This is a genomic window from Microbacterium sp. ISL-59 (genome assembly GCF_018613945.1).
Taxonomy (GTDB): Bacteria; Actinomycetota; Actinomycetes; order Actinomycetales; family Microbacteriaceae; genus Microbacterium; species Microbacterium oxydans_B.
Genome location: NZ_JAGGPG010000001.1, coordinates 150888 through 163598, shown reverse-complemented (window position 1 = coordinate 163598; position 12711 = coordinate 150888). Strand labels below are relative to the sequence as shown.

Sequence of the window (12711 nt, the reverse complement as noted above, 5' to 3'; positions counted from 1 at the left end):
CTTTGCATGAGGACGTGCTCAGCGGGCACCAGGCGTTGCGCTGTGGAGCGCGGGCGCGGGTGGATCGAGGTCAGAGATCCGGATGAACGGTGGCGATGCTGCGACAACAAGCCGAGAAGTCGACAAGCCGACATTGATGCCCGGCTCTGCCTGTGGGCCGACGAGACGCGCGAGCCACGAGCCCCGATATCCGGGTGTGGGATGGTTGAGCGTGTGCGCGCTGAGCGCGCCATCGGTGGTCGAGTTTCCTCGCGTACCGACCGAGTGACAATTAGCCGATAATGCACATTATGTCAGTTCGGAATGAGGCACGACGGCGGAGCCCTCCTCCGGACATCACGAAGGGGGCGTGACGATCACGACGTGCGTGCAGCCACGCGCGAACTATTGCGCGGACCAGACTCCGAGCTCGTTGCCGGTGGGGTCGGAGAAGTGCAGGCGTCGTCCGCCGGGGAACGCGTACGGGTCTTGCAGAATCGTGCCACCCGCGGTGACGATGCCGCTCATCGTGGCGTCGAGGTCGTCCGAGTAGAGCAGTACCAGTGGGCCTCCGACAGGACGCGGCTCGTCGGCGAGCAGGAGTCCACCGACCTCGCTGCCGTCACCTCGCGGCGACACGATGCCCGCGTAACCCGGTCCGTAGTCATTGAAGCTCCAACCGAACGCCTCGGCGAAGAATCGCTTCGACGCTTCGAGATCGGTGACGACGAGTTCGACGTAGTCGAGTGCGTGGTGCAGAGGGGAACTGGTCATGGCGTCACGCTAGTCGGCACCTCGGACATCGGCCGCGGGCGGGGCGTCGCTGTCGCAGGGGTAGCGTTGGTACGTGCCGCAGGTCCCCCACTCCCCCGTGTCCACACCAGGATTTCGTGCATGGATCATCTGGTCCGTCGGCGTCGCGGCCTATGTGCTGTCCATCACGAACCGCACCTCCCTCGGTGCTGTCGGAGTGGAGGCGGCTGACCGGTTCGATGCGGATGCGTCGACACTCGCCCTATTCGCTGTCGTGCAACTCGCGGTCTACGGAGGGATGCAGATTCCGATCGGTGTCCTTCTCGACCGCTTCGGTTCTCGCCCGATCATGACGATCGGCATGCTGCTCATGGCCGCGGGGCAGCTCACCATGGCCCTCTCCCCCAGCATCGGCATCGCGATCTTCGCGCGGGTTCTGCTCGGTGCGGGCGACGCAGCCATCTTCCCTGCGGTGCTGCGACTCGTCGCGACCTGGTTCCCTGCGCAGCGGGGTCCGATCATGGTTCAGTTCACCGGGATCATCGGGCAGACCGGCCAACTGATCGCCCTGGTCCCGCTCGCCGCACTGCTGCATGCGACGACGTGGAGCATCACCTTCGGCAGCATCGCCGGGCTCGGAGTGCTGTTCACCATCTTGGTGGCGCTCGTCATCCGCAACCACCCGGCCGAGCGCGGCGCCGATGTCACCGTGAACACTGACACCGGCGTTGTCCGGGTCGTCACTTCTGCGATCGACACGGGCGTCGGCATCCGCGCGGCCTGGGCTCATCCGGGCACGCGCCTCGCCTTCTGGTCTCATTTCACGACGCCGTTCGCGGGCACCGCGTTCGTCCTGCTGTGGGGAATGCCGTTCCTCACCGCTGCCGAAGGCCTCGATGCCGCACATGCTGCGGGGATCATTTCGGTATATGTCATTTCTGGCATGCTTCTCGGGCCTATCATCGGTGACCTCTCCCGGCGGTTGCCCAACCACCGCTCGCTCGCGCTCGTCCTCCCCGCCGTCGGCGTGCAGATGGCCGCCTGGATCACCGTCATCGCGCTGCCTGACACCGCACCCATCTGGATGCTCTACGTTCTCGCGGTCGCACTCGCGACGGGCGGCCCCGCATCGATGATCGCTTTCGATCACGCCCGCACCCACAATCCGAGTCACCGGCTGAGCACGGCGACAGGGGTCACGAACGCCGGCGGGTTCATCGCGGCTCTCATCGCGATCTTCCTGATCGGACTCGCCCTCGACCTGCAGGGCGCCGGAACTCCCGAGACCTACACGCTCGAAGCCTTCCGTCTCGCCTTCCTCATGCCGATCCCGCTGTGGATCATCGGCACGGCCTTCATCCTCATCGAGCGCAAGCGCACGCGCATCCGGATGGGGCTCGATCCCGATCGTCGTCGCTGATCTCACCCCTGGCGAGCCCTCATAGGATGAGGCATGCTCTCCGGTTACACGTTCTCCGCCGACTCGACCCGCATCGACCGAACTCGCGTGCACCGCTGGCTCAGCGAGCAGGCGTACTGGGCGATCGGCCGTGCGCGGGACGTCCAGGAGGCTGCGATCGACGGCTCACGTAACTACGGTGTGTGGGACGCGAACGGCGACCAGGTGGCCTACGCCCGGGTCGTGACGGATGGCGCCACCTTCGCCTGGCTGTGCGATGTGTTCGTCGACGAGGACGCCCGCGGCGAAGGCCTCGGGAAGATGTTGGTCGAGGGCGTGATCGCCGATCTCCAGCCGCTGCCCGTCAGCCGCATACTTCTCGCGACGTCCACCGCACACGGGCTCTATGCCCAGTACGGCTTCGCCGTGCCGGACGACCCGAAGCGCTACATGGTGAAGCAGATGACGCAGCACTGAGGCGGCAGCGGGACACGGCCGTCACCGCCCGCGCGGCGTCCACCCGGAAGGCAAGGGGCCACCCTGTACCGCACGTTCCCGGTCTGCCTGAGCCGACCACCCCTGCGCCTGCCCCGGAGTTTCGAAAGCACCCCGCGCGATCCGGAGGCCCACGTCATCGTGATGCATGCGCGGGGCTCCCCCACGACGAACCGATGCGCGAACGCTCCATGCGTCGTCGGCGAAACCTCCGCCGCGGAACACGCGATAGTCGTCGTAACGGGCGGGGTCAAGCAGATCCCAGCACCACTCCCAGACGTTGCCGAGCGTGTCGAAGAGACCGTTGAGGTTCGGGAGCTTGCCCCCGATGTCCTGTGGAGAAGACACACCATCAGCACTCGTCCACGCGGCGTCGGCGAGGGGCGCATAATGTGGACCGGTCGAGCCGGCGCGGCACGCGTACTCCCATTCCGCCTCGGTCGGCAGGCGGTAACCGTCTGCAGTGGTATCCCAGGTCACGTCCTCGCCATCGAACAGGTACACCCGATCCAGGCCCTCCCACTCCGACGCGGCATTGCAGAAGTGCACGGCCCGAAGCCACGAGAGATCGGAGGCCGGGCGCCGCGGGTGCCGCATCGGGACGTCGAGGACGTCCGCGAGCTGTTCCTCGGTGAGCGGGTAGACACCGATCTCGAACGGTTCGAGTTCGACCACGCGATGCTCTCTACGACGTGCATCATTCAACGTCACGACGCCCGCGGGGATGCGGGCCAGCTCGAGGTCGCTCACACGCCTGCCCGACGCATCCAGGCGGGTCTCACGAGGGAACCCGTTCGACCCAGGTCGGGTACTTCGCGGCACGGCCGTCACCGGACGAGGTCCGCGTGACGCGCCGTCGCACCCAGGGGCCGACGAACTCGCGGTAGTAGGCCAGACCAGATGGACCGGCGCCCAGGCGATCACTCGGCGCCCACCAGGTCTCCGGTGGCTCGAAACCCAGCGCCTGGAGCACGCGGGCAGCCACGCGGTGATGCCCGGCCGCGTTCATGTGCAGTCGATCGTCGGCCCAGTATGCGCCTCGGGAGAGCTCCCGATCCGGCCAGTTGAGAGCGCGGATGACGTCGGGGCGCTCTTCGATCCGCCGGATCACCGCGTCGGAGAGCAGATCGCCTCGACGCTGCACCAGCGATCCCATCGGAAGCTGGCCGCTGGGGTTCGCGCCGGAGAGAAGGATCATGGTCACACCCTCCTCGTCGCACCGGCGCAGCACCCGGCTGAACGCATCCGCAATGTGCTCGACGTCGGTACGAGGGCGCAGCATGTCGTTGCCGCCCCCGTTGAACGAGAGGTGCGTCGGACGCAGAGCGAGCGCCGGCTCGAGCTGTTGTTCGACGATAGGCCAGGCCAGCTTGCCGCGGATGGCGAGATTCGCATACTGGATGGGGTGCCCGGCGGCGTCAGCCCAGCCCTGCGCCGCGAGATCGGCCCAGCCGCGCTCCTGCCCGTTCGGGAGAACGTCGCCGACGCCCTCTGTGAACGAGTCTCCGATAGCCACGAAGCGCACATCTGCCATCGTCCCAGCCTATTGCGGCCCGACGACACGACGGTCGCTTCGGGGTGCCCCGCGTCGTCACCTGTCGTCGAGAGCCTGGCCGCCGCGGTCGACGAGGCCCCACGCCGCGGCGGCCGCACCGAGGAAGCAGGCGCCGAACACCGCGAAGAGCAAGGGGGCTCCCCCGGCGAGAAGAAGCGCGGGAACCGACAGCGGCGCCACGATCGAGGCGATACGACCGATCCCGGCTGCCCACCCCGCCCCGGTCCCCCGCAGAGACGTGGGATAGATCTCCGGCGTCACCGCGTAAAGCGCGCCCCAGGCGCCGAGGTTGAAGAAAGACAGCGCCATTCCCGCGCCGATTATCGCGCCCTCGGTGGACGCCGTACCGAAGATCACGGCCGACACGGCCGAACCCACCAGGAAGACCGAGAGGGTCAGACGTCTCCCCCAGACCTCGATCAGCCAGGCCGCGACCGCGTATCCGGGGAGCTGGGCAAGCGTGATGATGAGGGTGAAGCCGAAGGACTTGACGAGGTCGAAGCCCGCATCCACGAGGATGCTGGGGATCCAGATGAACGCGCCGTAATAGGCGAAGTTCACCCCGAGCCAGACAATCCACAGGCACAGCGTCCGCAGTCGGAACTCGCGGTTCCACAGGGTCGCGAGTCGTGCGCGCGCGGTGATCGCGATCGCTCGAGAGGGCGGCTCCTTCCGGATGGCCGGTGCGGAGAGGACGCCGGCATCCGCCTCGAACGCCGACACGATGCGATCCGCTTCTGCGATGCGACCCCGGGAGGCGAGCCAACGCGGGGATTCGGGCATCCGCCACCGGACGAACAGCGCGTAGATCGCGGGGATGGCGCCGAGCGCGAAGGCCCATCGCCACCCGTCGTCGGAGGCGGGGATGACGAGGAACCCGATCACCGCCGCGGCGGTCCAGCCGAGTGCCCAGAAAGCCTCCAGCACGACGATCAACCGACCCCGGATACGTGCGGGAGCGAACTCGCTCACATAGGTCGACGCGACCGGGAGCTCGGCACCGAGGCCCAGACCGACCAGGAACCGCAGGACGAGAAGGGCAGCGAGTCCGCCGACGAGCGCGCTCGCTCCCGTCGCGACCCCGTACACGAGCAACGTGAGCGCGAACACCTGCCGTCGTCCGAAGCGATCCGCGAGGAGCCCGCCGAGGGTGGCGCCGATCGCCATGCCGACGAAACCGATCGACGCGATCCAGCCGGCATCGCTCTTGCTGAGATCCCACTGCTGCGTGAGCGCCGCGAGGATGAACGAGATGAGGCCGACGTCCATCGCGTCCAGCGCCCATCCGAGGCCGGATCCGGTGAGGAGGCGGAAGTGACGACGCGTGAACGGGAGGACGTCCAGGCGCTCAGCGAGCGACGCGCGGCTCGGCAGGGCGGTGTTGGCCATGCTCCTCATCGTAGAGCCGCGACAACCCCGCCCCGCCTCGGATGACGCCTAGGCGCGGTCGGCGAGGATCCTGCGGACCCGCGGGATGACTTCGGTGCCGTACAGCTCGATGCTGCGCATCATCGACTCGTGCGAGAGAGTGCCGGTCGCGTACTTCAGATCGAAGCGGCCCAGACCGAGAGTGGTGATCGTGTCGGCGATCTTCGCCGCGACGCGGTCCGGGGAGCCGGCGTAGATCGCGCCCTCCGGTCCGACGTCGTTCTGGAACCGCGCGCGGCTGTACGCGGGCCATCCGCGCTCTCGCCCGATCGTGTTGTTCATCGCCTCGAAGCCGGAGTATGCGGCATCCCAGGCTTCGGCGTCGGTCTCGCCGATGTGCCCCGGCGAGTGCACCGAGATCGGGGGCGATGTCGTCCCGAACGAGGCGACCGAACGGTGGTAGAGATCGACGAACGGCTTGAAACGGTGCGCCGGGCCCCCGATGATCGCCAGCATCAGACCGAGACCGTGGCGGGCGACCCGCACGACCGACTCCGGGCTACCGCCGACGCCGACCCAGGTGCGCAGGCCGTTCTCGGTCTTCGGGAAGACATTCGCGTTCTCGAGGGAAGCGCGCATGGTGCCGGACCATGTGACCGGCTCCTCCTTGAGCAGCTCGACGAAGAGCTCGAGCTTCTGCTCGAACAGGGCGTCGTAGTCACGCAGGTCGTAGCCGAAGAGCGGGAAGGACTCGATGAAGGAGCCGCGTCCGAGGACGACTTCGGCCCGCCCGTTCGAGAGCGCATCGAGCGTCGAGAACCGCTCGAACACCCGCACCGGGTCATCGGACGACAGCACAGTGACCGCTGTGCCGAGTCGGATGTGCTCGGTGCGCGCGGCGATGGCGGCGAGCACCATCTCCGGCGCGGAGACGGCGAACTCCGTGCGGTGGTGCTCCCCCACCCCGAAGAAGTTCACACCGACGGTGTCGGCGAGTTCCGCCTGCGCCACGATGTTGCGGATCGTCTGCGCCCCGGTGAGGAGCTCTCCGTCCGCGCCCCTCGTGATGTCGCCGAAGGTGTCCAGCCCGAATTCGATGCTCATGTCACGCCTTTCTATTCACATGAATGAACACGGATTGGCCAAGCGGCATTCCCGTCAGCGTGGCAGCAGAGCCGTGCGCAGCGTGTCGAGGCCGACGCCGCCGATGTCGAGCGCCCTCTTGTGGAAATCCTTGAACGAGAACGCGTCGCCCTCGGAGGCACGGACGCCGTCGCGAACCTGCTCCCAGATGCGCTGTCCGACCTTGTACGAAGGCGCCTGCCCCGGCCAGCCGAGGTACCGGTTGACCTCGAACTGCACGAACTGATCGGACATGTTCACGTTGTGGCGCATGAAGTCGAGCGCGTAGTCCGCGTCCCAGACGCCGGTACCGTCGAGGCGGGGCTTGCCGAGGTGCACGCCGATGTCGAGGACGACCCGGGCCGCACGCATCCGCTGCCCATCGAGCATGCCGAGACGGTCGGCCGGATCGTCGAGGTAGCCGAGCTGCTCCATCAGACGCTCTGCGTAGAGGGCCCAGCCCTCGGCATGCCCCGAGGTGCCGGCGAGCAGACGGCGCCAGGAGTTGAGCTCCGCGCGGTTGTAGACGGCCTGCGCGATCTGGAGGTGGTGACCGGGCACGCCCTCATGGAAGACCGTGGTGAGTTCGCGCCAGGTGTCGAACTCCGTGACGCCCTCGGGCACGGACCACCACATGCGACCGGGACGCGAGAAGTCGTCCGTCGGGCCGGTGTAGTAGATCCCACCCTCCTGCGTGGGGGCGATCATGCACTCCAGGGTGCGAATCGCCTCGGGGATGTCGAAGTGCGAGGCACCGAGCTCGGCGACCGCACGGTCGCTGGTCTCCTGCATCCACTTCTGCAGCGCATCCGTGCCGATGAGCTTGCGAGTGGGGTCGGCCTCGAGATGAGCAACGGCTTCTTCGACCGAGGCTCCAGGAAGAATCTCGTTCGCGATCGCGGTCTGCTCGGCAACCATGCGTGCGAGCTCTTCCCGACCCCATTCGTACGTCTCGTCGAGATCGATCGTCGCACCGAGGAACCGGCGCGAGTTGAGCGCGTACAGCTCGCGACCGACGGCATCGACGTCTCCGGCCGCGGGGGCGAGCTCCTCGGCCAGGAAGCGACGCAGCTCGTCGTAGGCGACCCGTGCGGCGGCGGAGTTGTCGGCGAGCGTACGAGCCAGGGACGCGGGGAGCTGGCCCTCGTCGGGGTCGGCTTCGGCCACGAAGGCGGCGAAGAACCCGTCATCGGCGGTGTAGCGATCGATCTGGGTGGCGACTTCGACCACCTGACGACGTGCGGGCATGATGCCCTCGGCGATGCCGGTGCGAAGCGTCTCGACGTAGCCGCGGAGCGCGCCGGGGACGGCGGCCAGGCGAATCGCGACCACGTCCCAATCCTCGACCGTCGATGTCGGCATCAGGTCGAACGCCGAACGCACATCCTGCGCGGCCGAGGCGATGACGTTGAGGTCGCGGAGATGCCACTTGGCGTCGTGGAGCTCGAGGTCCAGGCGGAGTTCCGCGCTGAGATCGGTCTTGGTGACCTCGTCGATCGCGTCGACCGGCGTGAGGGCAGACAGCTTGTCGAGGGTCGACCGGGTCGCCTCGGCGATCTCCTCATGTCCGGCCGGGCTCAGGTCGCCGAAACGATCGTTCACCTCATCGCGGCCGATATAGGTGCCGAGCGTGGGCGCCAGAACCGCGATCTTGTCGACCCATTCATCGGCGACGGCGTCGATGGCGGAGGGGGTGCGGGGAGCTGAAGTCATAACTGCCAGCCTAATCCCCGACCCCCTCCCACCGCCGGAGGTCAGTGCGCGGCTTCGTTCCAGTCGCGACCACGGCCGACCTGCACGTCGAGCGGCACGGTCAGCTCGGCTGCGTCTCCCATGCGCGAGCGGACGATGCGCTCGGTAGCATCCCACTCCCCCGGAGCGACTTCGACCACGAGCTCATCGTGGATCTGCAGCAGCACCCGCGAGGAGAGCTGTTCGGACCGCAGATCGTCGTGGATGTGCAGCAGCGCGATCTTCATGATGTCGGCCGCACTGCCCTGGATCGGCGCGTTGAGAGCTGCACGCTCGGCGTTCTCTCGCAGCACCCTGTTCGGGCTCGCGAGGTCGGGGAACGGACGGCGGCGGCCGAAGATCGTCTCGGTGTAGCCGACCTCCTTGGCCTTCATCACCGAGGCGCGCAGGTAGTCGCGCACCGCGCCGAAACGGGCGAAGTACTCGACCATGAGCTGCTTGGCCTCGGACTGCTCGATGCGCAGCTGCTTGGAGAGCCCGAACGCCGAGAGGCCGTAGACCAGGCCGTACGACATCGCCTTGACCTTCGTGCGCATGGCCGGCGTCACATCGCTCGGGTCGACGCCGAAGACCCGTGCACCCACGAAACGGTGCAGGTCTTCACCGCTGTTGAACGCCTCGATCAGCCCTTCGTCGCCTGACAGGTGCGCCATGATGCGCATCTCGATCTGCGAGTAGTCGGCGGTGAGGAGAGCTTCGTAACCCTCGCCGACCTCGAACGCACTGCGGATGCGGCGGGATTCCTCGGTGCGCACCGGGATGTTCTGCAGGTTGGGGTCGGTACTGGAGAGCCGTCCGGTCTGACTTCCGGTCTGCACATACGTCGTGTGGACGCGGTGGTCGTCGCCGATCGCCGTGTCGAGCGATTCGATGATCTGACGGAGCTTTGTGGCTTCGCGGTGCTGCAGCAGCAGGCTCAGGAAGGGATGCGGGTGGCTTTCCTGCAGGTCGGCGAGGACCGCGGCATCCGTCGAGTACCCCGTCTTCGTCTTGCGCGTCTTCGGGAGCTGGAGGTCTTCGAACAGGACCTCCTGCAGCTGTTTGGGCGAGCCGAGGTTGAACTCACGTCCGACCACGGAGAACGCCTCTTGGGCGAGCCCCTCGGCGCGCGTGGCGAGCTCGCCGGAGAAGGTCGAGAGCACCTCGTGGGAGACCGCCACGCCGGCGACCTCCATATCGGCCAGGGTGAGGAGAGTCGGCAGCTCGATGTCGACCAGGACCGTGCCCACCGACTCCGGGATGTCTTCCCGCAGCGCATCGGCGACGCGAAGGGCGAACCAGGCCTCCTGCGACGGCGTCGCCCCCTCGGTCTCGGGCACGAGCTGGGACGGGTCGGCTTCGGGCAGCTTCTCGCCCAGGTAGCGCTCGACCAAGTCGGCGAGCGTCTTGTCAGGGAAGCTGGGGCGCAGCAGCCAGCCGGCGAGACTCGTGTCGTACGACAGGCCGCGGAGACGGATGTCCTGACGGATCAGCGCCTTGACCTGCGGCTTCGCGTCGTGGAGCATCTTCGGCGCGTCGGATTCGATCCATTCGCGCAGGGCTTCGGCGGCGGTGTCCGTCCAGTCGGCCTCGCGCAGCTCGGTCAGCGTGGCCGCGCCGATGCGCACCGGGACGCCGCCCTGGGTGGCGACGCGGAGGGAGACATCGCCGTCCTGCGCTGCGGCCCAGGCAGCGAGATCGGCGGGCGCGACCTCGGACGGGACGGGAAGGACGACGACGGAGGCTGGATCGTCGGCGACTTCGCCCGCTCCGACGGCCTCGAACACCCGAGGCAGGAGCGTGCGGAACTCCAGACGGGCGAAGATGTCGCGCACGGCCTGCGCGTCGATCGGTGCGACCTCGAGGTCAGCCGGTCCGACCGGAAGCTCGACATCGGTAAGCAGACGGTTGAGCTTGCGGTTGCGGCGCACGTCTTCGATGTGATCGCGGAGATTTCCGCCGACCACGCCCTTGATCTCATCGGCTCGCGCGATCAGCTCGTCGAGTGACCCGAACTGCGTGAGCCACTTGACCGCGGTCTTCTCGCCGACCTTCGGCACGCCGGGCAGGTTGTCGCTGGTCTCGCCGACGAGTGCCGCGATGTCGGGGTACTGCTCGGGCCGGACCCCGTAACGCTCCTGGACGGTCGTCGGGTCGTAGCGCTTGAGTTGGGAGACGCCCTGCACCGACGGGTAGAGCAGCGTGACATCGTCGTTGACGAGCTGGATGGTGTCGCGGTCGCCCGAGACGACGAGGACATCGAAGCCCTGTTCCGCGCCCTGGGACGCGAGCGTCGCGAGGATGTCGTCGGCCTCGATCCCCTCTTTCGTGAGGACCGGGATCGACATGGCGGCGAGGCAGTCCTGCAGCAGCGGGATCTGTCCCTTGAACTCCTGCGGCGACTCGGAGCGCGTGGCCTTGTATTCCGGATACTCATCGGTGCGGAACGAGTGACGCGAGGTGTCGAAGGCGATGGCCAGGTGCGTCGGCTGCTCGGCTTTGATGAGGTTCACCAGCATCGACAGGAACCCGTAGATACCGTTCGTGTGCTGGTTGTCCTTGGTCGTGAAGTTCTCGACCGGAAGGGCGAAGAAGGCACGATAGGCGAGCGAATGGCCGTCGACGACCATGAGGGTAGGCTTTGCGGAGTCCGTCACCCTGTCAGCCTAACGAGGACGACAGACACCCGCTGAGGAGGATGCATGAGCGACGTCGCAACGAGCGAAGGACTCGACTGGGCCACGGCCCGCGGGATGGGTGCTCTGGCCGAGAAGATGGGCATGGAGTTCGTCGAGTTCAGCGTCGAACGCTGCGTCGCGACGATGCCCGTCGAGGGCAACACGCAGCCCGTCGGGCTCATGCACGGCGGCGCGTACGTGGTGCTCGGAGAATCGCTCGGCTCGATGGCCGCGAACCTCCACGCCGGCGCCGGTCGGCTGGCGGTCGGCGTCGACATCAACGCCACTCACACGCGCTCGGCGACCTCCGGGGTCGTGACCGGGGTGTGCACGCCCGTTCATCTGGGGCGAAGCATCACCGTCCACGAGATCGTCGTGACCGATGATCAGGGTCGGCGCTGCTCGACGATCCGCATCACCAACATGATCAAGGACGTTCCCGCAGAGCGCTGAGCGGCTCCTCCAGCAGTCGCTGGAACAGCACGTGATCCTGCCACTCCCCCGCGATGCGGAGATACTTCGGAGCCAGTCCGATGCGCGCGAAGCCGTTTCCGAGGAGAACACGCTGGGATCCGGTGTTGTGCAGCAGTGTCGCGGCCTGCATCCGGTGGAGACGCAACTCCGTGCGCGAGTACTCCAGGATCTGTGACACCGCGCGGGTCGCGAGTCCGCGGTGCTGCCTCGCGACGTCGACCCAATAGCCGAGGTCGGCACTCCAAAACGCACCACGGACGATGTTGTTGATGTTCATCCGTCCACGGATCTCACCGTCTTCGGACTCGATCACGAAACGGATGCTGCGGCCGGACGCGGCGTCGGTAACGCACTCCTGAGCGTGACGCTCCTGGGAGTCGATCGTGAAGAAGGACTCGTCACGAGTCGGCTCCCACGGAGCGAGGTGCTCCCGGTTCGACAGGTACGCCCTCGAGAGCGCTGCACCGTCACCGATACGGACGGGCCGCAGGATGTGCTCGCCATCGAGCCGGATGACTCCGGCGCTCACCGCTACTTCTTGGGGGCGAGCTGCTCGATGATCGCCTTGGCGACGTCCTGCATGGTCAGACGACGGTCCATGGACGCCTTCTGGATCCAGCGGAACGCCTCAGGCTCGCTCAGACCCATCTTCTCGTTGAGCAGGCCCTTGGCCCGGTCGACGAGCTTGCGGGTCTCGAAGCGCTCGACCATGTCGGCGACCTCGGCCTCGAGCGTGATGATCTGCTCGTGGCGGGCGAGGGCGATCTCGATCGCGGGAAGGAGGTCGTTCGGCGTGAACGGCTTCACGACGTAGGCGAGTGCGCCTGCTTCGCTCGCCCGCTCGACGAGCTCCTTCTGACTGAACGCCGTGAGGAGGACCACCGGCGCGATGTTGCCCTTGTGCAGCTTCTCGGCGGCGCTGATGCCGTCGAGCTGAGGCATCTTCACGTCCATGATGACCAGGTCGGGGCGCAGCTCGGTCGCGAGCGCGACCGCGGTCTCGCCGTCACCGGCCTCACCGACGACATCGAAGCCGTTGTCGCGGAGGATCTCGACGATGTCGAGGCGGATCAGCGACTCATCCTCGGCGACGACGACGCGTCGCGGGGCGGATGACGTGGGCTGCTCGGCCTGCTCTTCTTGCTCTGTCACAGAAC

Annotated in this window: 12 protein-coding genes; 3 read left to right on the top strand and 9 right to left on the bottom strand. The window is 67.2% G+C overall.

The genetic code is table 11. The features are described 5' to 3' along the window. Positions 1–384: 384 nt before the first annotated feature. A complete protein-coding gene (locus J7E45_RS00775) occupies positions 385–753 on the bottom strand; it encodes a VOC family protein (protein WP_215066480.1) in 369 nt (122 codons plus the stop codon). Between the two features lie 73 nt (positions 754–826). Here J7E45_RS00775 and J7E45_RS00770 point away from each other — a divergent pair, with 73 nt between their 5' ends. Together J7E45_RS00770 and J7E45_RS00765 are read left to right on the top strand one after the other, a co-directional pair. After that, a complete protein-coding gene (locus J7E45_RS00770) occupies positions 827–2152 on the top strand; it encodes a nitrate/nitrite transporter (protein ID WP_091036349.1) in 1326 nt (441 codons plus the stop codon). A gap of 33 nt (positions 2153–2185) precedes the next feature. Continuing rightward, complete coding sequence (locus J7E45_RS00765) at positions 2186–2608, top strand: GNAT family N-acetyltransferase (protein WP_091036351.1); 423 nt, start codon at positions 2186–2188, stop codon at positions 2606–2608. 21 nt (positions 2609–2629) lie between these two features. Here the strand turns inward: J7E45_RS00765 and J7E45_RS00760 are convergent, their stop codons facing one another. Genes J7E45_RS00760 through polA form a run of 6 tightly spaced genes read right to left on the bottom strand, consistent with a single transcriptional unit; the run spans position 2630 to position 11059 of the window. Further along, the gene (locus J7E45_RS00760; protein ID WP_215066478.1) at positions 2630–3376 is read right to left on the bottom strand and encodes a formylglycine-generating enzyme family protein; all 747 of its coding nucleotides are present in this window, start codon (positions 3374–3376) and stop codon (positions 2630–2632) included. Between the two features lie 28 nt (positions 3377–3404). Further along, the gene (locus tag J7E45_RS00755) at positions 3405–4160 is read right to left on the bottom strand and encodes an SGNH/GDSL hydrolase family protein (protein WP_215066476.1); all 756 of its coding nucleotides are present in this window, start codon (positions 4158–4160) and stop codon (positions 3405–3407) included. A 57-nt stretch (positions 4161–4217) separates the two neighbouring features. Beyond that, the gene (locus J7E45_RS00750) at positions 4218–5570 is read right to left on the bottom strand and encodes an MFS transporter (protein WP_215066474.1); all 1353 of its coding nucleotides are present in this window, start codon (positions 5568–5570) and stop codon (positions 4218–4220) included. Positions 5571–5618: 48 nt separating this feature from the next. Beyond that, on the bottom strand, positions 5619–6653 hold the full coding sequence (locus tag J7E45_RS00745) for an LLM class flavin-dependent oxidoreductase (RefSeq protein WP_215066473.1): 1035 nt from the start codon (positions 6651–6653) through the stop codon (positions 5619–5621). A gap of 54 nt (positions 6654–6707) precedes the next feature. Next, positions 6708–8384 (bottom strand): DUF885 domain-containing protein, encoded by a 1677-nt coding sequence (locus tag J7E45_RS00740; RefSeq protein WP_215066472.1) that lies wholly within the window; start codon positions 8382–8384, stop codon positions 6708–6710. Between the two features lie 41 nt (positions 8385–8425). Then, complete coding sequence (gene polA / locus J7E45_RS00735) at positions 8426–11059, bottom strand: DNA polymerase I (RefSeq protein WP_215066471.1); 2634 nt, start codon at positions 11057–11059, stop codon at positions 8426–8428. A gap of 45 nt (positions 11060–11104) precedes the next feature. On the opposite strand from polA, the gene J7E45_RS00730 reads away from it, so the two are divergent. Then, the gene (locus J7E45_RS00730; protein WP_091036371.1) at positions 11105–11533 is read left to right on the top strand and encodes a hotdog fold thioesterase; all 429 of its coding nucleotides are present in this window, start codon (positions 11105–11107) and stop codon (positions 11531–11533) included. On the opposite strand, the gene J7E45_RS00725 is transcribed toward J7E45_RS00730, so the two are convergent. After that, on the bottom strand, positions 11508–12083 hold the full coding sequence (locus tag J7E45_RS00725; RefSeq protein ID WP_215066470.1) for a GNAT family N-acetyltransferase: 576 nt from the start codon (positions 12081–12083) through the stop codon (positions 11508–11510). The genes J7E45_RS00730 and J7E45_RS00725 overlap by 26 nt on opposite strands. A 2-nt stretch (positions 12084–12085) precedes the next feature. Then, positions 12086–12706 (bottom strand): ANTAR domain-containing response regulator, encoded by a 621-nt coding sequence (locus J7E45_RS00720; RefSeq protein ID WP_017830602.1) that lies wholly within the window; start codon positions 12704–12706, stop codon positions 12086–12088. Between the last annotated feature and the right edge of the window lie 5 nt (positions 12707–12711).